General features: G+C 66.2%; 17 protein-coding genes. 10 read left to right on the top strand and 7 right to left on the bottom strand.

Translation table 11 applies throughout. The features are described 5' to 3' along the window. Nucleotides 1-137 precede the first annotated feature (137 nt). Nucleotides 138-545, top strand: a complete 408-nt coding sequence (locus BA895_RS23870) for a hypothetical protein (protein WP_175442267.1) — start codon at nt 138-140, stop codon at nt 543-545. Nucleotides 546-867: 322 nt separating this feature from the next. Here BA895_RS23870 and BA895_RS07070 read toward each other — a convergent pair whose 3' ends face one another. From BA895_RS07070 to BA895_RS07045, 6 genes are all read right to left on the bottom strand, one after another. After that, nucleotides 868-1,185: a type II toxin-antitoxin system RelE/ParE family toxin gene (locus BA895_RS07070; RefSeq protein WP_070191181.1), complete on the bottom strand. Its 318-nt coding sequence runs from the start codon at nt 1,183-1,185 to the stop codon at nt 868-870. Then, nucleotides 1,182-1,427: a type II toxin-antitoxin system ParD family antitoxin gene (locus BA895_RS07065; RefSeq protein WP_254666366.1), complete on the bottom strand. Its 246-nt coding sequence runs from the start codon at nt 1,425-1,427 to the stop codon at nt 1,182-1,184. Before BA895_RS07065 ends, BA895_RS07070 begins: the two co-directional genes overlap by 4 nt. A gap of 237 nt (nt 1,428-1,664) precedes the next feature. After that, nucleotides 1,665-2,420: an IS1595 family transposase gene (locus tag BA895_RS24860; RefSeq protein WP_139142538.1), complete on the bottom strand. Its 756-nt coding sequence runs from the start codon at nt 2,418-2,420 to the stop codon at nt 1,665-1,667. Between the two features lie 746 nt (nt 2,421-3,166). Further along, nucleotides 3,167-4,027 (bottom strand): ABC transporter permease, encoded by an 861-nt coding sequence (locus BA895_RS07055; RefSeq protein ID WP_070191179.1) that lies wholly within the window; start codon nt 4,025-4,027, stop codon nt 3,167-3,169. Then, entirely contained in the window at nt 4,014-4,997 is a 984-nt protein-coding gene (locus BA895_RS07050; protein ID WP_070191214.1) for an ABC transporter ATP-binding protein, read from the bottom strand. The genes BA895_RS07055 and BA895_RS07050 overlap by 14 nt, the downstream gene beginning before the upstream one ends. Before the next feature lie 2 nt (nt 4,998-4,999). Continuing rightward, nucleotides 5,000-6,109: a sigma-E factor regulatory protein RseB domain-containing protein gene (locus BA895_RS07045; RefSeq protein WP_070191178.1), complete on the bottom strand. Its 1,110-nt coding sequence runs from the start codon at nt 6,107-6,109 to the stop codon at nt 5,000-5,002. 101 nt (nt 6,110-6,210) lie between these two features. Here BA895_RS07045 and BA895_RS07040 point away from each other — a divergent pair, with 101 nt between their 5' ends. Together BA895_RS07040 and BA895_RS07035 are read left to right on the top strand one after the other, a co-directional pair. Then, entirely contained in the window at nt 6,211-6,861 is a 651-nt protein-coding gene (locus tag BA895_RS07040) for a response regulator transcription factor (RefSeq protein ID WP_070191213.1), read from the top strand. After that, on the top strand, nt 6,858-8,291 hold the full coding sequence (locus tag BA895_RS07035; protein WP_070191177.1) for an ATP-binding protein: 1,434 nt from the start codon (nt 6,858-6,860) through the stop codon (nt 8,289-8,291). Before BA895_RS07040 ends, BA895_RS07035 begins: the two co-directional genes overlap by 4 nt. Nucleotides 8,292-8,898: 607 nt before the next feature. Here BA895_RS07035 and BA895_RS07030 read toward each other — a convergent pair. Beyond that, nucleotides 8,899-11,328 carry a DEAD/DEAH box helicase gene (locus BA895_RS07030; RefSeq protein ID WP_254666364.1) on the bottom strand — a complete coding sequence of 810 codons (2,430 nt, stop codon included), beginning with the start codon at nt 11,326-11,328 and terminating at the stop codon, nt 8,899-8,901. Nucleotides 11,329-11,794: 466 nt separating this feature from the next. On the opposite strand from BA895_RS07030, the gene BA895_RS07025 reads away from it, so the two are divergent. The 7 genes from BA895_RS07025 (at nt 11,795) to BA895_RS06995 (ending at nt 19,846) form a co-directional block, all read left to right on the top strand. Beyond that, nucleotides 11,795-12,421 (top strand): MarR family transcriptional regulator, encoded by a 627-nt coding sequence (locus BA895_RS07025; RefSeq protein WP_217493845.1) that lies wholly within the window; start codon nt 11,795-11,797, stop codon nt 12,419-12,421. Further along, nucleotides 12,418-12,792 (top strand): hypothetical protein, encoded by a 375-nt coding sequence (locus BA895_RS07020; protein WP_083283072.1) that lies wholly within the window; start codon nt 12,418-12,420, stop codon nt 12,790-12,792. The genes BA895_RS07025 and BA895_RS07020 overlap by 4 nt, the downstream gene beginning before the upstream one ends. Before the next feature lie 955 nt (nt 12,793-13,747). Then, a complete protein-coding gene (locus tag BA895_RS07015; RefSeq protein ID WP_217493844.1) occupies nt 13,748-14,701 on the top strand; it encodes a glycoside hydrolase family 36 protein in 954 nt (317 codons plus the stop codon). Between the two features lie 164 nt (nt 14,702-14,865). Next, nucleotides 14,866-15,921 carry an aminotransferase class V-fold PLP-dependent enzyme gene (locus BA895_RS07010; protein ID WP_175442266.1) on the top strand — a complete coding sequence of 352 codons (1,056 nt, stop codon included), beginning with the start codon at nt 14,866-14,868 and terminating at the stop codon, nt 15,919-15,921. 127 nt (nt 15,922-16,048) lie between these two features. Further along, nucleotides 16,049-17,440, top strand: a complete 1,392-nt coding sequence (locus tag BA895_RS07005) for a glycoside hydrolase family 36 protein (RefSeq protein ID WP_070191174.1) — start codon at nt 16,049-16,051, stop codon at nt 17,438-17,440. 59 nt (nt 17,441-17,499) lie between these two features. After that, the gene (locus BA895_RS07000) at nt 17,500-18,903 is read left to right on the top strand and encodes an extracellular solute-binding protein (protein ID WP_083283070.1); all 1,404 of its coding nucleotides are present in this window, start codon (nt 17,500-17,502) and stop codon (nt 18,901-18,903) included. A gap of 130 nt (nt 18,904-19,033) precedes the next feature. Further along, complete coding sequence (locus BA895_RS06995; protein ID WP_175442265.1) at nt 19,034-19,846, top strand: carbohydrate ABC transporter permease; 813 nt, start codon at nt 19,034-19,036, stop codon at nt 19,844-19,846. Nucleotides 19,847-19,932 lie beyond the last annotated feature (86 nt).

Here is a 19,932-nt window from a genome sequence, read left to right as displayed (position 1 = left end):
ACGCCGAAACCGCCGCAGCATCCTGCCCGAGCCTGACCGGCAAGACCATCACCCCCCACGTCCTGAGACATGTCTGCGCCGCAAGGGTTGATCGATCCGCCGACTCAGAACTCGTGCTGTCGACTCTGCACCGCCTGATGCATGACAAGGACGATCAGGTTCGGAAACAGGTGGGCACCCTGGCCGGTCACCTGCGTGGAGACGACCTGCGCCCTTACGCCGAGTTCCTGGCTGAATTGATCGCGTCACCAAGCTACGTGCACGCGACCCCGCAACTGCTCATCACGCTGCAGGAAGCGCCGGACAAGGTAGACGACCTCGTGGACCTCGCCGCACACCGCTTTCTCAACGTTTATGGCAGCGACGTCGCAGACATTCGGACCGGTGCCGCAGATGACCACTATATCTCCGAACTCGTTTTCCGGGGACTCGCACAGACTCGGGGCCGGGAGCGCGTCGCTGCGCTTCTCGACATCTTTGACCGCCTGCTCGAACTCGGTGTCTATGGCGTCGATCGAGCGATTGATGGTGCCGTGCGAGGCTAGCCGGGCACACGCGGGCAGGTCCCTCGTCGCACCACCGTGCGTGTTGCCCGCTGTTATCGAAACGGTAGGTCTCCGTGAAGTCGTTCTTCGACGTGGGCAGACGACTCGAGGACCGGAATCCAGGTGCCACCAAGCTGCGACGTGTCCAGACGCGGATTCGAACCGCTGCCGAGGCTGTGTTCCGGCCGGCATGGTTTTGTGTGCCTCGATCGCGATCCCCCGAAGAACCGTTTCGAGGACACCCGTCAGGGGGGATCCGTCGCTCCCCGGTGATTGACCTGACCGAGCTGTCCCAGACTGTGTCTATTCGCCGCGTGCGGGGCTACTCGTCGGGCTCGCTCAGAGATGACTCGTAGTCCTGCCCGCCGTAGAAGACACCCAAGATCGTGACCTGCTTGATGGCCTCATCGACGCTGAAGGCAATCACGACACGCTTGCGGTACGACACGGTCCGCAGTCCGGGTCGCAGATCTTCGCGCGACTGGCCTCGGTGCGGAAAGACTGCCAGCCCTTCGCAATGCTCCACGATCGCGTCGACGTACCCTGCCGAGATGGCCGGGGTCGCTGACCGGCTGATGTACCCGTAGAGGTCCTCGAGTTGGTCGGCGGCCTCGCGGGCGAACCGGACGCGATAGGTCACTGTTCGCGCACGGCGCCCAGGCGAGCACGGACCGCGTCAACGGTGAGGACGCTGTCCGGGTCGGCGTGCAGCCGGTCGTAGGCCGGCACCACCTGATCGCGCAGCCACGACTCGACGGCACGGTCGCGGGCAGCCAGGGCGCGCAGGCCGTCACGGATGACCTCGCTCTCGGAGGCGTACTCCCCGGAAGTGACCTTGGCACGCACCATGTTGGCCATCTCGTGAGGCAGGGTCACGCTCATCTGCCGCGTTGTCCTCATCGCACACCTCCATCTAGTAGGACTCCATCCTATCGAACTCGAGCGTGACATCCCAACGATGAGCGAAAACCAGACGTAGACCCTTCGCCGCGAGTCGCTCAGCGCCCGCCAGCCGTTGACTGGTGCACGCGACCCACTCCGGTCCTACGCTGAGTACATGCTCGACCTGGACGCCATCGACGTTGAGGAGATCGCCACCGCGCTGGCAGATCAGACCGACTACGAGCATCGGTGGTTGATCGACCCGAGAACCGGCGAGGTTGCTTTCTGGACCAGCGACACGGGCATCGACGGTGAGAACCCGGTCGAGCTCGACGAGCTGGACCTGATCCCGATCGACCCCCTCCCGACCCACGTCTGGTACCAGGACATGGTCGACTTCGCCGAAGGCATCAGCAAGCGCGGCGCCGGCGAGCGCCTCAGCCGCTCGCTGGAGGGAAAGGGTGCGTTTCGGCGCTTCAAGAAAGCAACGGCGACCAGCGCCTTCTTGCCCTTGGCCCGGCCGCCGGCCAGGCATGCCTCCTCGCCACCGATGTAGGTCTCATCGACCTCCACCTGCCCGGACAGCAGTTCTCGGCCGGGACGGATCAGCACCGAACGCAGTCGGTGCAGCATCGCCCACGCGGTCTGGTATGAGCCGATCTGCAAGGTCCGCTTCACTGCCAACGCCGAGACACCATCCTTAGCCGTGGCGAACTCCCAGCAGACCTGAAACCACACCGTCAACGGCGTGCGACGTCGGTCGAACAGCGTGCCCGCCGTCACCGCCGTCTGGGCCTTGCATCTGGCGCACTTGAAGCTGCCGTCCGAGACCCGCCAACCCCCGACGTTTTCACATCGTGGGCAGAGGAACCCGTCCGGCCAGCGCAGCCACTCCAGATAGTCCAAGCAGTCCGCGTCCGTGGCAAACCATAACTGGAACTCGCCCAACGAACGCGGGTACAGGGCGCCACCCTGCGAGCCGCGGTACTGCATCACACCAGAATAGTCGGCTCAGATGGATAGCCCTATGCGTCCTTTGCCTTCGAGAGACTCGAGACAGGACGCGTCGTACGCCGCGAGATCGGAGGGTTGCCCTGGTGCTGCTCCGGCTTCACGAACCGCAGTATCAGCCCAACCTGTTCCAGCTCAACACGGGCTGTGCTCGCGGACCTTCCACGTCCAGGGCGAAGGAGGCTGTAGGCGAGCGGCGCTTCGATGCGAAGTGAAAGTCTCGATGCTGGCCTTGACGGTGGGCCGACCCCCTGATGGTCGCCACACCGGCTGCGGTTCACACGTCTAAACCAGCCCGTCAACCGCCGACCCAGCGAGATGATGGCGACGTGGCGCCGAGCCCGAACAGCAGTGTCCGAAGGGGGCCAGTCTCGGGCTTTGCGAAGGCTTGCGACTTGGAGAGGCTGGAAACGGAGGCGGCCATGAGGATCACGCCCGCCATTACGCCGCGCCAGGCCGCGCCTCTGGTCCGACGTTTCTTCATTGTGGGGCCGGTAGCCGGCGCGCAGTCCGGCGCGGGGGACTGCCGCGGTATCGGGGCTGCCTTGGGCGGCGCAGAGCGAGGCGCAGGGGTGTGCGGGGCCTGCCGCTGGTCCCAGAGAGTGTCGACCGTCGGCCGGGTCGAGGGTGGCAGCTTCACGAAGCGAAGCGAGTCTCCGGGAGTCTGCTGCTGCGGACTGTCGCATTGGAGTGCAGGTTCGCCTCGGACAGTCCTGGTTCGCGGCAGTTCAGCTCGTGATGTCCTTGCCCGCCAACCGCGCCCACGCGAGGAGCCAAAAGACCACGGCGTACCCAGCATCTACCGAGAGCCCGCGCAGGATGTTGTCCCAGAACGGCGGGTCGCGTAGCAGGTCCGCGAAGGCGAGCCACTGGTCGACGATCAGCCATGGGTGCAGCCAGTCCAGTTGCGGGACGCCATCGAGGATCCAGGAAAGAATGGTGAAGATCGTCAGGGCGATGGTCGCGGCGATCGGCTGCTCCGTGAGCGTGGAGATGAACAGCCCCACCGCCCCGAGTGCCGCGATGCCGGCGCTGCAGTAAAGAACAACGAGCACGAGGCGTCCGGAGGCAGCGCCGAACGGGAGCTGCGAACCGGAAAGGGTCGTGAGCGGTCCGGTGCCAAACAGGGCGATCCCGATGGCCGCGCCGACCACCGCCACGACCGTTACCCCCCAGAGGGCTCCGAAGCACAGCGACGCGTACTTGACCACCAGCAGCCTGGTCCTTCTCACCGGAACGGTGAGAAGGTAGCGCAGCGTCCCAAGGTTCGCCTCACCCGCGACCGCGTCTCCGGCGAGCATGGCGATGGCGAGCGGGAGAAACAGCCCCATCTCAACGGTCAGTGCGGCCAGCGACACGAAGAGCCCGTTGGAGGTTACCGAGTCGAGGAAGTCCGGGCCGCCGCCAGCCGTGCGGTTAGAGACCTTGACAGCGATCGCCAGGACGATGGGCAGCGCCGCGAGGACCAGTAGTCCCATCTGATTGCGTCGTCGACCCGCGATGAGGCCGATCTCACTGCGCAGCAACCGGGTCGAGACGACACGTCCGCGCTTTCGGGTTGGTCGGGAGAGCCGTTCAGCCACTGACATCGAAGCCCTCCCCGGTCAGGTCGACGAACAGGTCCTCGAGGCTCGGCGTCATCACGGCGAACCCCCGCACGCGCACGTCGGCGTGCACGAGCGCGGCGACGATCACCTCGGGTTCGGTGGCGCCCGGAGTCCCGTGGACCTCGCCGGCACCAACCTCGACACCACTGACACCCAGCCCGCGCAGAACCTCGGCGGCCTCGGTGGGCTGCGGCGTCGTCACGCGTACGGTCCTCTCCCCCCGGCTGCGCAGCTCCTGCGTCGGCCCCTGGGCGACGAGCCGTCCGTCGCTCATCACTCCCAGATGGGTGCAGATCTGTTCGACCTCGGAGAGCAGGTGGCTCGAGATGAACACCGTTGCTCCGTCGTGCGCGAGCGACTCCACGAGGTGGCGCACCTCACGCGTTCCTTGGGGGTCGAGCCCGTTGGTGGGCTCGTCAAGGACCAGCAGGTCCCGGTGGGCGAGGACCGTGCCCGCGATCGCGAGACGCTGGCGCATGCCCAGCGAGTACGCCCGGTAGTGCTTGGTGGCCGCCGCCAGAAGCCCGACCCGGTCGAGGGCCGCGTCGATCCGGCGGCTCGCGGTCCGTGGGTCGCTCCAGAGGTCGGCAGCGTCGAGCCGGGCCAGGTTGCGCCGGCCGGAGAGGTAGGGGTGGAAGGCCGGACCTTCAACAAGGGCGCCCACGCGGGGAAGGACCGTGGCTGACTCGGAGGGGACCCGGCAGCCGAGTAACGAACGAGTGCCTGAGGTCGGCTCAACCAGGCCGAGCAGCATGCGGATCGTTGTCGTCTTGCCGGAGCCGTTGGGTCCGAGGAACCCGTAGACCGACCCGCGCGGCACCTCGAGCTGGAGCCCGTCGACGGCAGCCCGCCCCCCGAAACGCTTGGTCAGGCCTACCGTCTCGATGGCGAGGTCGACGGCTGAGGGTGGGCGGTCCTCCGTCGAGATCTCCGGAGCACGGGTGGCGGGCAGGGTCACGGGGCCGACAGGGCTGCGTAGAGGGCGTTCGGCGAGACCGCACCGACGGCCACTCGCCCGTCGTCAGTCAGCACTGCCGAAAACAGGGTGCCGTCGATGACGCGCCCACGACCCCACGAGCCGGATACCGAGGGTAGCGAAGTCAGGAGCTGCTTAAGTTGCCCCAGCCGCGTCGCCAGGTCGGCGGGAAGAGTGGCGACCAGCACCGAGTCCCAGCCGGTGCCGACGAGCCTGTGGGTGAGCGTGGCCGGCTTGGCGCCGCCCCCGACGGACTGGGGCGTGATGGCGGAGTTGGTGACCTTGGTCCCCGAGGGAGGAGTGAACTGGAACTGGCGAGCATCCGGAGTCGAGAAGTCCACGGACGTGAAGCCAACTTCGAAAGCGGGGTTGGCGGCCTTGGTGGAGTAGACCTGCACACGCAAGGGGATGTGGGTCTCACTGTCGATGGCGATGCGGACCTGCGCGACGCGTGTCGTCTGGGATTTGGGTTGGAGGACCAGTTCGTACGCCTGGCGACCGGCGACCGAGGCGGCACCGTCGGTGGTCACGCTCGTGCTCGGGTCGATGGCCGCGAGCGCCTCCGAAGCGCCGTCGGCAGGTGTTTTCGGCAGGTCGGTTGGCGAGACCGGCGGGGTGGGACTGGCTGCGGCGCTCGCCGGGAGGGTGTAGTGAGTCGCGGACTTGTCCCGGCTCGACCAGACCCACAGGTCAGACTCATTGCGGATGATGTCCGACTCGTTCGCTCCGCTGAGGAGGGCGAGCCGAGACTGCTGCTCTCCGGCCAGCCAGACCCGCCAGGTGTGAGTGCCCGCGATGATCGAGGTCAGTGACGAGACGCCGGTGCCGGTCGCCACGGCACCAGTCCCGTTCCCTGACAGGCTCGGGATCTGCGGGATGCCGAGATTTGCGGTCTGGACGACGGTCCCGGAGAGGCCGCTTCTGCTCGCCTGCTGCACGTCGGCGAGCAGTTGGGCTGCGCTGCGGGGTGGAAGCCCGGTGTCGGCGCTGGCGATACGCGATACGAAGACACCTCCCGCAGCGATCACAGCGACAGCGGCGGCGGGCGCGACCCAACGCAGGCGGGGGTGGTCAACCAGCAAGCTCATGGCTCAATGATCCGTCAGACCACCTGAAGGCATCCTGAAGTCCTCGACCCCGGGTCTCATCGACCTCGCCGTGCCCGTTGCTCGTGGCAGAGTTGGTCACTGTGAGACTGCTCCTCGTTGAGGACGAGCCCGGGATGGCCAGGGCCCTGGTGCGCGGTTTGGGCGCGGAAGGGTACGTCGTTGACCACGTCGTAGACGGCCCTGCCGGGCTGGAAGCGGCGAGGTTCGGCACCTATGACGTGGTCGTCCTCGACGTCATGCTCCCCGGTGCGTCCGGGTACACCGTCGTCCGGACCCTTCGCGAGGAGCAGAACTGGGTGCCCGTACTGCTGCTCTCGGCCAAGGACGGCGAGTACGACGTGGCGGACGGGCTCGACTACGGAGCGGACGACTACCTGACCAAGCCGTTCTCGTTCGTCGTGCTGCTGGCTCGGCTGCGGTCGCTGGTACGCCGCAAACCCGGGCCCCGGCCTGCAGTGCTCGAGGCCGGCGGGTTGCGACTGGACCCGGCCACCCACCGGGTCCACAGCGATGGAGTCGAGGTCGACCTGGCTCCGCGGGAGTTCCTGGTCCTCGAGCACCTGCTGCGGTCGGCGCCTGCGGTCGTCGCCAAGAACACGCTTCTCGACGCGGTCTGGGACGACGCAGAAGACCCCAACATCGTCGAGGTCTACGTAGGAACCCTGCGCCGCAAGCTCGGCCGGGAGCGCATCCAGACCGTGCGTGGGGTCGGCTATCGGATCGCACCATGAGGTCGTTCGCCAGCAGGATCGAGCGGATCGGGCTACGCGGCCGGCTGATGACCGTCGGCGTCCTCGGCGTCGCGGGTGCCCTCCTCATCGGCGGGGGAATCCTCTACCTGGTGCTGACCACCTCTCTGATGGGCTCCGTCCAGGCCGAGGCTCGCTCGAGCGCGCTCCAGCTCGCTCTGCTCCTGGACTCTGGCCAGGTCCCCGACCCGTTGCCGACCTCGGGCGCCCAGGTCATGCAGGTGATCGACAACCGAGACCGCGTCGTCACTGCCTCGCTCGCCGGCGACCGGCTGACCCCGCTGCTGACTCCCGAGGAGCTGCGGGAGGCGCTCAACGGCGAGACGGTGCTGGTCCCGGGCAACCGGTCCGGGATCGCCGGGAACCTCCAGGTCGCTGCCGTCGCAGCCGGACCGTCAAACGCTCGTGTGGCCGTGGTGGCCGCTCTACCGACCGCAGACCTCGACTCGGCCAGCGCCCGGCTGCGGAATCTTCTCCTGGTGATCTTCCCGTTGCTGCTGCTCGTGCTTGCCCTGATCGCTTGGCGGGTCATCGCCGCCGCGCTACGACCGGTCGAACAGATGCGTCGGCGCGCGGCCCGCATCGACGGATCTTCCGACCACGACGAACGCCTGCCCGTCCCGCCCACCCGTGACGAGGTGGCGGCTCTGGCGATGACGCTCAACGAGATGCTGGCCCGGGTCGCGGCGGCCCGGCGCATGCAGCGCTCGTTCGTCGCCGACGCCGCGCACGAGCTGAGGAGTCCGCTGGCGAGCATCCGTACCCAGCTCGAGGTGGCCCAGCGTCTCGGTGAGGGCGGCCAGCTTCCTGCCGAGCTGACCGGCGACGTGACCCGCCTCACCGCTCTTGTAGAAGACCTCCTGCTGTTGGCCCGCACCGACGCACCCTCCCGAAGGGTTTCCGTGACCTCGGTGGACATCGGTGCACTCGTTGACGAGGTAGTCGGGAAGTACACCGGGGCACGGGTTCCAGTCCGTCGCGGCGGCAACACCGAGGCGGTCATCGACGCGTCGCGAGATGACCTGTTCAGGGCGATGACCAACCTGGTGGACAACGCGGTACGTCACGCTGCAAGCCAGGTGATCGTTGCCATAGGTGCCAGCCGGACCGGCGGTTCGACCGATGTCACCGTCACCGTCACCGACGACGGCCACGGCATCCCAGCGCCCGACCGGCAGCGGGTCTTCGACCGGTTCACCCGGCTGGACGACGCCCGCGACCGAGACCGCGGCGGCAGCGGGCTCGGCCTAGCGATCACCCGAGAGCTCTTGGCGCGCAACGGCTGCAGCATCACGCTCGAAGACGCCGACCCCGGTGTCCGTGCCCTCATCGCCTTGCCGATCTCACCAGCTCGGAAAGGACTCGGCCCCAGTACGACCAGACCTGACGGGTGGGCGCCACGGCACTGTTGACGTCGGCACCCCAACCGGCGAGGTGACCGCTGCCGGGCAGGTGTCACGACCCCCTGCCAGAAGCCAATCGCCCTTAACATGTCGTGAACGCGCTGGCTGCAGATCCAGCGGTGCTGCAACGTTGCTGTCATCAGCCCAATCGGCCCGGGCGGGCCATCGCTGGCGAGTCGCCAGAGCAACTTGCTCGGGGCCTGGGCCGGTGGGTCCAAAACCAGGTCGGCGACCGCGGTCGGAAACACCGGCTCCTGAGCAGCACCTTCAACTCGGCCCTCCAGGTTGCCTCGTCGTGAACCCAATGGGCCAAGATGCTTCCCAACGACCTTGGTTTGGCCGTCGCACGCAAACCATTGTTTTGGACTACACCGACAGCACCACTGGCCCTCCGTGATGCATTGTCGAGGTAAGCGAGCCTGGCCGGGGCCGTGGAACAAGCGACAACACGCGCGAGACCCCTGCGTCGCCTGAGACTCACGAATGCGCTGCGTCTTTCCAGCCGCGTTAGGGCATTGAGAACACTGCGCTGGTCGTGTCCGTCGGCGATCTACAATTCCCGTGTGCGGCGTCCTCGATCATGCCGGAGCGAGGATGTTGGACAACGTCCCGATGTTTACGGGGTGGGGTGCCGTCGGGGGTCGGGGAAGCCGAGGCTGGTGTAACCGGGTGCGCGTTTACTCAGTGACGATGCCAGAACAGTGGTGTGGATGTCGTGGTAGTCGTGGACCTCGGCGGTGTTTTTACCTGGGTAGGGCCTCATCACGCGTCCGACGTACTGAACGAGCCTGCCCTTGAATGCGATCGGCGCAGTGAGGAACAGGGTGTCCAGCGCTGGGCAGTCGAAGCCCTCGCCAATGTAGGCGCCGGTCGCAACGACCAGCAGCGGCGGCCCGCCCGCGGTCGGTTCGAGTCGGGCGTGAGCGGCGGCTCTGGCTTTGGTTCCCATACCGCCGCGAAGGATGACGGGGTCGTGTCCGCGACCGGTCAGGATTTCGGCGATTTGCTGCAGTTGGTCGGTGCGTTGAGTCAGGATCAGGCAGTGTCGCCCACGGGTCAGTGCGGCGGTGACGTCGTCAACGATCTGGTTGGTTCGATCCGGGTCGGTGGCGAGGTCGCGGTGCACGGCTGCGATTCCGCCTGGCGCGGAGGGGTCGAGGTCACCGACATAGCGGAAGTCTGTCGCATGGAGGTTCAGCACTGGGTGGGGCGTCATGAGGTTGGGCGAGCCGGTAGGTAGCGTCCCCGCAGCTGCGAGGGCGATGGTGTGCCGGACCGGTCCGATCTGCAAGGCGATGAGGTCATCGAGCTGGTCGCGCCGGTAGGGGGTTGCGGTGAGGCCGAGCCAGCGGCGGGCCGGGATTTGTCGGACGGCGCGCTCGAACGCCGCCGCCGGGACGTGATGGCATTCATCGACCACGACCAGACCGTACCCGGTGGTCAGCTCGGCCAGGTCGTCGCGTCGGGAGAGGGTCTGCAGTGTGGCGATGTCCAGGATCCCGGTAGTTTTCGTCCGGCCGCCGCCGCGTTGCCCGGCTTTGACCCCGAGTAGGTCATGCACGCGTTCACGCCACTGGTCTGCCAGCGCCTTGCGATCCACCAGGACGAGCGTGGACACCCCATGGTGGGCGATGACCGAGCAAGCGATGACGGTCTTGCCGGCGCCGGGCGGAGCGACCAGCACGGCCAGGTCATGACGCAGCAGGCCCTCGCGCGCGGCCTGTTGCGGTGGCTCCAAAAGCCCGCTGAACGCGAACGCGTGGCTCTGCCCATGGCTGCGTTCGTCGTTGAGCTGGAGGTGGCTTCCGGCCTGCTCGACGAGTGTGCCAAGTCGCTCGAGCAGTCCCCGAGGCAGGATGAGATCACCCTCGAGGGTCTCGTCGTAGCTGCGCAGGAACCTGGGGACATCCCAGGTCGAGGCCCGGCGGCGCTGCCGTTCGTAGAACAGCGGGTTGGGCATCGACGCGGCGTGTTTGAGCGTGGCCAGCAGCGGGGGCGGCAGGTCAGCGCCCGTCACGGTGATCCTCGCCCCGAGTTGAGCGTGGACTACTGGCGGTGGGGAAGCGGAGATCTTGCTGGCCGTGGCCACCCGGAGCCGGTCGACGTCGACGCCGACCGTGACAGCCCGGGCCCCGCCCAGCTGCTGAGCAAGGCGGGTTACGTTGCGGGGGGTGAGCCGGTCGAGGCTGGACAGGTAGGTCCACTGGTCCTCGTGGGGTTCCATCGTGGCAAGTTCGAGGAAGACGGTGGTGCCGCGGCGGCGGGCCTGACCCGCAAGTGGGGCCGCGATCAGGTTGCCGAGCCCTCCGGTCTGGAGCACGTCCTGGGAAGGGAACAGCCGGTCGTAACTGCTCAGATCCATCCGGCCTCGCTGGGCGATGGCCTCACGCAAAAGGCCGGCGCCGACCTGTCGAGCCGTCACGGCCGGGACCGCAGAGGTGAAGAACAACCAAGCGTGCGCCCCCACCCCCGAGCGGGACACCTCCAGGGCGGCCGATGCGCCCACTGCGCGGGCAGCTTTGAGGTAGGCCAACGCGTCGAGCATCGCAGCAGGTCCGTCGAAGTCCGCCGCCAACCACTGACACCGGTCGCCGTCCAGCATCGGGTAAAGCCCGATCTCCATCTCGCCGGACAGGTGCGCGGTGAGCACCTCTGCGGTCAGCGGCAGGTACTGCCGCTGGGCCGGGGGGATTCCTTTACGCCACCCGCCTCGAACGGCCGGCATCCAGCCAGAACGGCCGGTGCGCGCGTTGTCCCACCGCACCGCATACACGTCGGTACGGGCGCCGAACAGCGCCGCGTAGAACGCCACTTTGGCTGGCGGTGGCGAGCCAAGATGCACAGCACCGGGCGCGGCCTCAAAGATGGCCGTCTGCGTCGGCCCAGGTGGGCGAGCTTGCGCCGGCGTCAAGTCCAGGAGGCGAAGGAGCCGGGCGTTCTCATTCCGCAACCGGGTCATTTCACGATGCAGGCCAGTCAACTCCTGGTCCGGGTTCGTTGACGAGATGGCCGTGCTCTCGTCTTCGCGCCCGGACTCTGTCGACACACCTCCATTCTGGCTGCACGGGCCCGATGCCCGGCATCGGGACTGTCCGCTCACTGTGTTTTTGGCCCAACACGCCGACAATGGTCGGCGAGGAAGGCTGGTCACCGATGACCAAGACCCTGAACGGCATGAGCTCGATGCCGAAGGCAGCGAAGAAGGGCGCCAAGCCAGGTGGTGCTGAGCGGGCCGCGGTGGGGGAGCTGGTCAAGGCGGCCGGTGCCCGCGGGGATTGCCTGACGGGCCCGGAGGGGCTGCTGAAGACGATCACGGCCACGGCGGCGCAGGCGGGCGTTGGAGGAGGAGATGGCCGAGCACCTGGGGCACGAGAAGCACCACATGCCCAAGGGTGGTCCGGGCGGTGACGTGCGCAACGGGATCCGGACCATGACGGTGTTGACCGACGCCGGCCCTCGAGAGGCGAGGTCATGGCGGTGGGGTCGGCCGTGTCGGCGGCGAGGTGCGGGTGGTGTCCTTCCGTATAGCGGATGTTGTGCTCGTATTTATGAAAGAGCCGTCTCCGGTCTTGTTGCCGTTGCTGCGCTCCCGGGCGCAGGTGGACATGATCGCGTGGATAATGCTGCATCCGGACCAGGAGTCCTCGCTGGTGGAGATCGGCCGGGCGGTGGGGGTGCCGGGGCCGACGGTGACTCGGGAGGTGAACCGGCTGGCCGAGGCGGGGTTGGTCCGCCAGGTGCGGCGGGGGAATCAGCGTCTGGTTCGGGCGGAGACGGAGAACGTGGTGTTCGGGCCGCTAGCGGCGTTGATGGCTGTGACGTTCGGGCCGGTGTCGGTGCTGCGGGGGCTGATGGCCGACGTGGCAGGGGTACGGGAGGCGTGGATCTACGGGTCGTGGGCGGCCAGGTATGCCCAGCAGCCGGACCCGGTGCCTGGTGACATCGACGTGCTGGTGGTCGGGACGGCGGACCCGGACGTCCTCGATGAGGTGGCCGCGGCCGCGGGGAAGCGGCTGGGCCGTGAGGTGAACGTCCGCCGGGTCCGACCAGCCGCGTGGCACAAGGCTGAGGCTGACCCATTCAAGTCGACGGTGACGTCCCGGCCGATGGTCCCCCTGGCCGGAGGTGACCTGGCATGACGCGGTGGGAGACCGGCCGGGCCGAGATCGAGGCCATGCTCGCCGCCGGCGACCTCGAGCGAGTGGCACCCGCTGGCGAGAACGCGACCCGCTTGCTCGCCGATGCCGACCGGCACCTGCGCTCGGCCGAGCTCGTCGCGGACGCTGATCCGGCCGGCGGGTACGACCTGCTGTATGCCGCGGCCCGCAAGGCGATGGCCGCCGCCCTCGCGGTCCAGGGGCTGCGGGCCACCAGCGCCGGCTGGCATCTCGCGGTCCAAGAGGCCGTCGCCGCTGCGCTCGGCCGCAGCGGAACCGTGGTCCGCCCGTTCGGTCGGCCACGGCGGACCCGCAACGACGCCGACTACCCCCGCCTGGACACCCCGAGCTGACGGTCGAGGACACCACTGAGGACCTTCCCAAGGCCCACGACATCGTCACCGCGATGCACCAACTGATCCCCCACCTCCAACCCTGGTGAATTTAGGCGCCTTCGCCATGGCCGTGACAGGTGTGGACCCCGGTGCGCTTTCGTATCGCACGCTGATGGCACGAGGGCCTTGGCGGACCCCCAGGGCGACAGCATCGGTGCAGGTAAGACCGCATTAGGCAGCACGAACACTGTGTGGCTTGTAAACAGGCGGCTAGGGGTTCGAGTCCTCTCGCCAACTCAGCGCATTCCGCAGGTAAGACACGGTTTCACTCCCTGTGGGAGGCCCGACACGGCCATTGTCAGCGCCTCGTGCCATAACGCGCCACAACGGGACGCAACTACGAGCAATGAGCCGGCGTGACCGACGCATCAGCACCGAAACCCCTACCCGAACAAGGCGGGTGGTGATCGGAGATCACGAGGCGAGGAATGCAGCAAGATTAATCATATTGTAGTATATTAACGTTGTGATTGAGCCGTCGTCGTCACGTCCACCCACCACCTGGAGCGGCTCTTCCTCGTGGCAGCACCGGTTCAGCCCGGTAACTTCTGTCGTTGTGAACCCTGAGTGCGCCACCGTTTTCGAGAACGGGTGGTCCTCGTTCAGCCCGTCTGGCGTCTACCCCGTCACGGCGACGTCTCCACGTTCTCACTCGGATCTCTGGCAGATGACCTCTTACCGGCCGGGTCGCCGAGGTCCGAGCACTGGATTTCAGGGTGAAGGGCTGCTTGCCCTGGCCGACGATGGGGCTACCCACGTGTTCTATGCTCCGGACCCACGCGCTGATTGTCCGAGCATCCGCCTCGAGCTACACAAGGAAACAGCGACCATCACTGCCAGCGGGCGCGTCCGTCACGACGTCGACTCCGGCCCCGGGGGTATGGGTGCTGCCTTGGCTCGGTGGTCCGTTCGGATGGCGGCAACACTCGAAGTGGCGCTCCCGGCTGAGTATCCGACCGTTTGGTGTCCGTGGTACCAGTACTTCACGCATCTGACCGAAGCGGACATGTACGAGAACGTGGAGGCGATCGACAAGCACGACCTACCAGTCGATGTCATCGGCGTCGATGACGCGTTCCAACGTGAGGTCGGTGACTGGCTTGAGTTGTCGGACAGGTTCACGTCTCTGCCGAAGCTCGTCCGACGCATTCACGCCAGCCATCGAAGGGCCGGCGTGTGGATCGCTCCGTTGTGGGTTGGAGCCCGTTCAAACCTGTTCGCCAAGCACCCCGACTGGCTGGTCACTGACGACATCGGCAATCCGGTGTGGGCTGGAAACAACTGGGATCAGGACCTCTACGCACTGGACGTCACCCATCCTGGCGCGATGAACTATCTACGCCAGGTCTTTCAGACGTGGCGGGAGTACGGGTTCGACTACTTCAAGATCGACTTCCTGTTCGCCGGTGCGCTGGAGGGCCGCCGGCGAGAAAGTATTACTGCCCTTGACCACTACGCCATTGCGATGCGGGCAATCCGCGACGCTGTCGGATCCGGCGCGACCATCCTTGGCTGCGGAGCGCCGCTCCTACCAAGCATCGGAACCGTCGACGGGATGCGCGTATCTTGCGACACCGCCCCCCGCTTCGCGCCCGAGAGCGGTGACATCAGCCAGCCGTCTCAAGCGGGCGCGGTCCTGTCGGGGGAGGGTCGGGCTTTCATGCACGGTCGCTTCTGGCACAACGACCCTGACTGCATCATCGTTCGGCCCGAGGTAGAGCACCGCGACCGGTGGGCTGCACACGTCGACAGGTACTCGGGGGTGCGCGCCGCAAGCGACCGCGTGAACGCGCTTGATGACTGGGGGCTCGAGACGACCCGACATCTGCTGCAGCGCTCTACGCTCAAGCCCTTGGTGGCCGTATGAGTGGGACCAGACAGGGTTCGCGGGCCGGGCAGCATCCCTCGGATGTGTTTCGGTCTGAGGCGCCTGGGCTTCTATCAGGCCCCCTGGCCGTGTATCTACAGGATTGTCGAGAAGCGCCTGGATACCTGGACTTCGCCAGGGTGGGGCCGCCGTTGGGCAGTGTCATGGCCGCCAGGGTAAAGGCGCTGGAGACGCTTGCGGGCGGACGGGTCGGCGCGGTGTCGTCGTTGGAGGATCTGCTAGAGCTGGCCAGGAACCAGGCCGCCAATGTCGTGGGATTCGCCGAGCACGAATGTGCCATCGCACCCTCGACATCTGCAGCGCTGATGAGCGTTGCGTTTGCCCTGCCGTCGCAAGGAGACGTCATCGTGCCGGTAGGGGAGTTCCCGGCAAACGTCGTTCCCTGGCTGCGGGCCTCCGCGCGCGGCGGGCCCACCATCACCCGGGCATCTCGGGCGCCGGATGGAAGCATTGGTGCTGACCAGATCGCCCGAGCGCTGACCACGAACACGATCGCGGTCACAGTGTCCGCGGTCGACTATGCCACCGGGTGGCGAGCACCTCTGTCTGAGATTCGTGATGTCATCGGCCCTCACCGCCTCCTCGTCGTCGACGCGATTCAGGGCCTTGGGATCTGTGATCTCCAGCTGCATGCGGCAGACGTCGTTGTTGCCGGTGGCCAAAAATGGTTACGAGCTGGTCAGGGCGCGGCCGTATTCGCGGTGAGGGACCACGTCGTTGACCGGCTTCAATCTGCACTAGGCGGCTGGCCGTCCATGCCGGAGCTTGCACCCGACGCGACGGTGGTCAGCGCGAGCCTTGGGCGCGGACCGGAACGATTGCTTCCGAGCAACGTCGACCTCGAAGCGGCCGCAGGTTTGCACGCCGCACTGTCGGCCCTCGACGCCGTTGGCCCCGCCGGTGTTCACCTTCGACAGCAGCAGGTGGTCCAAAGCGTGCTCGAGACGCTGGCCACCTTCGACGCAGACGTCATCGGAGCGAAGTGGGGTCTCGAGCAGCGTGGGCCGGTTGTGTCTTTCACTTTGCCAGGCATCGACTCCGAACGGGTCCGGCGCGAGCTCGCTGAACAGGGTGTCACCGTCAGTGTCCGCCACGATCGCGTCCGCATCTCGGCGCACCTGAGTTTTGGCGACGAGTCACGTGCGTTGATCGTTGAAGCACTCTCGCGGGTGATGAGCCGGGGTGAGGCGTTTCCATGAACACCGGAATGGCCACGCCACCGAAGTCCTCTCCGGGCCCAGCTAGGCACGTCAGGATCGGTCGTTCAGGGCCGAACTGCAGAGAGGAGGCTCACGATCACCTCAACCAGGGCGCCAAGGAGAGAGCATGACCCGTTTTGACATGGTCGCCGAAAGTGCCGCCACCGACTACCGCGCCCGCGTCTACGAGTTCGGATGGCAGTCCTGGACACCCTCCAGCGCGTACGTCCTCGGAACGCCGAGTCACCGCCCGCAAAGCGCGGCACGCGCCATCAGCGGCTATCGCCCCGATGTGCCTAAACCCGATGACAGCTACCAGGGTGACGGCCTCCTCGCCGTTCAAGGGGAACCGAACGGGCCGGTGACGGTGGTTGGGGCGCTCGACGGCCGCTCCGTCGTTCCCACCATCCGCGCCAAGGCCGAACCGGGTCACGGGCCTCGACGCGTCGTCAGCATCAGTTCCGACGGGCCTGTCGAAGTCGTTGTCGACAAAGGTCCCGGTGGTATCGCGGGCGCCTTGGCCCGGTATGCCGACCGATACCTCGATCGGGTCGGACGCCCCCGACTGCGGCCGACGCCGCCAATCTGGGCCAGCTGGTACCAGTACTTCACCCATTTCACGGAGACGGACCTCATCGAGAACCTTGAGGCCATGGATCGGCTCGGTCTGGACATTGGCGTCGTAAGACTCGACGACGCGTTCCAGGCCGGTATCGGCGACTGGCTCGAGCTGGCCGGCGGCTTCACCTCCCTGCCGGGTGCGCTCGACGCGGTCACGCAGCGCGGCCGAACACCCGGACTCTGGATCGCGCCCCTTCTCGTGGGCGAGGACAGCCGGCTGTACGCGGAGCACCCTGAGTGGGTCGTGCGAACGGCGGACGGGGCTCCCACGGTGGCCCTGTACAACTGGGACCAGGACTGCTTCGCGCTCGACATCACCCATCCAGGGGCCGCGGCCTATATCCGTGACGTGCTTCAGACTTGGGTCTCTTACGGCATGGGATATCTGATGGTCGACTTCATGTTCGCCGGTGCCCTTCCCGGCGCCCGTCACGACAAAGACGTGGATGCCATCACCGCCTATCGACACGCCCTGACCCTCATCCGTGACGCCATCGGGCCTGACGTCATCCTGCAGGGCTGTGGTGCGCCGATGTTCCCCTCCATCGGACTCGTCGACACGATGCGCGTCGGCCCTGACGTCGGCCTCACGTGGGCTCCTGCCGGCGCCGACTACTCTCGCCCCGGCTTGGCCAGCGCACTCGTCTCCAGCCAAGGGCGGGCGTTCACTCAAGGCCGGTTCTGGCTCAATGACGCCGACTGCTTCATGCTCCGGCCCGGAATCGAACGGCGAGAGGAGTGGTCTGAGCACGTGAGCCGCTACAGCGCAGCACGTATCAGTTCGGATCGGCTGGCAGTGCTGGACGACTGGGGTTTGAACCGCACCCGGGAACTGCTCGTACCAGCCCGCACCGATCCGTTCGTCGGTCTGTCGGATGACTTCACGGCAAAGCCTTGACAAGGGCAATGATACTACAGTCATACTATACTACTTAATTACTCGTACTCGGAGGACCCATGACCCGCTTCTCCCCGCGAGCCGCCTTGCGGCTTGGTGTTGCACTCACCGCCGTCCTGACCGCGTCGGCCTGCGCGAGTGCGGCTGGTGGCCCCGCCGGACCCGGTGGGTCAACCGACGGCGCCTCGGCGCTGCCAGCCAGCTTCTGTAGCAAGCAAAAGCCCGACCCCACCGGAACGGCGCCACTGACGCCTGACCCCTCCATCAAGGCAGACCTGACTTTCTGGGGCTGGTACAACCTCGTTCCCAAGAACGTCATGGATGACTTCCACAAGATCTACCCCAACATCAACGTCAAGTTCGTCGACTTCTCCACGTCTGACACGCACACCAAACTGGCCACCGCGTTGGCCGGCGGTGCGGGAGCCCCGGATATGTCCATGGTCCAGGACCGGGACGCGCCGCGGTTCTGGAACCTCCCGTTGATCGACCTGACGGACTGTCTCACGCCCTACAAGACCGACTTCCCTGAGTTCAAGTGGGACAAGATCGCTCGTCCGAACGGCCAGCTGCAGGCCGCCCCTTGGGAGGCTGACGCAGCGGTCATGGTGTATCGGCGAGACCTGTTCAAGAAGTACGGGATCGACCCGAGCAGCATAAAGACATGGGACGACTACATCACCGCAGGGAAGGCGCTGAACACCGCCTCCGGCGGCAAGACAAAAATGGTGATGTCATTGCCGGTCTCGAATGACAACGGCATTGCCGGCCACATCATGAGCGACTTCAACATGATGCTGAACCAGCAGGGGGGTTTGTACTTCTCGAAGGACGGCAAGGTGGCCGTTAACGCGCCGGAGGGCGTCACAGCACTCGAAATGCTCGCCAAGTTCCGCACGGCAGGTATCAGCCTCAACGATGTCTCGTCGGGACAAGCGGAGAAGGCCGCGTTCGAGGGCGATCAGGTAGCGACCATCCTGCAGCAGGCTTCGGTCTCCTTCGCGCTCAAATCCACTCTGAAGGACATGAGCGGTAAGTGGGGCGCCATGGAACTGCCCGCATTCACCGCAGGCGGGAACCGGGGCGCGATCCGCGGGGGCACGTCCATCGCGATCACAGGGCAGTCGAAGAACCCCGAAGCGGCGTGGAAGTTCCTGCAGTTCTGGCTGCTTCGCGTGGACTCACGGTGGAAGAACTACCAGGTTGGTGGGCTGGTCGAGAACCTGTTTCTGCCCGCCGCGAAGGATGCACGCTTTCAGGCTGGTGACCCGTACTTCGGCAACGACCCGTTCCTGAAAATCGTCGCGAAGTCCGCTCAGGACGCGCCGATCTTTTACGAAAACCTGAAAACGAACCAGCTTGAGTCTGCCTTCAAGCAGCGTCTCCGTCCGTTCCTCGCGGGCACCGGTGACGCGAAGTCCATGCTTGACTCTGTTGCCGCCGATACCGACAAGGCACAGTGAGGTGACAGCCCCGACGCCCAGCTCCGCCTTGGGTCTGCGCGGGCGTAGGCCCAAGGCGGAGCGGCGTCCGAAGGCCTCGTCGGGGCGCAAACAGTGGGCCGCCTTCGCCTTCATCGCCCCCTTCTTCCTCGTGTTCGGCATCTTCCAGCTGGTGGCCGTGATCGCTTCTGCTGGGTTGTCCCTGACCAACTGGAAGGGCGGGAACGGTGGCCAGTATGTTGCTCTAGGCAACTACACGGCGCTGCTGTCGGACCCGGCGTTCCTGAAGGCGTTGTGGCACACCGTCATCCTTTGGGTGCTGACCGTGCCAGCCCTTTCACTGGGTGCGCTCGCTCTAGCGTACGTGTTGAACTCAAAGCTGGTTCGGGCCAAATCGCTGCTACGCACCTTCTTCTTCCTTCCCGTCCTGCCTTCCCTCGTCGTGGTCGGTGTCCTCTTCCTCCTCCTGATGGACCCGGTGTTCGGGCTACCCAACATCGTGCTCCAGTCGCTCGGGCTACCAGCGATAGACCTGAAGAACAACCCAGACGTGGCCATGCCGGTGCTGGCCGCGGTCATCCTGTGGCGCTGGGTCGGCTACAACATGACCATTCACCTGGCGGCCCTCCAGTCGCTCCCGACCGATGTCATCGAGTCAGCCCGGGTCGACGGCGCGACGGCCTGGCAGACGTTCTGGCGCATCATCGTCCCGATGTCGAAACCCACCCTGGTGTTCACCACCATCATGTCGACGATCGGCACCTTCAACCTGTTCGACGAACCGTACGTCCTGTTCGGATCGGATGCAGGACCGGACCAAGCCGGACTGACCTTGGGCACGTACATGTTCAAACAGGGTTTCGAGTACTTCAACCTCGGCTACGCCTCCGCCATCTCGTACACGGTTGCCGCAGTCGTCTTGGTCCTGTCCCTGCTGCAGCTGAGGGTTACCCGCAATGACTGAGACACCCATCCAGCGCTCGTCGCGGCCAGCGGCGGCTGGTGACGTTCTGGGGTCTACGACCCAACCGACTGCAGCGGTGGCCCAGG

The sequence above is a fragment of the Humibacillus sp. DSM 29435 genome, assembly GCF_001758225.1.
GTDB lineage: Bacteria > Actinomycetota > Actinomycetes > Actinomycetales > Dermatophilaceae > DSM-29435.
This window is presented reverse-complemented; position numbering and strand designations above follow the sequence as displayed.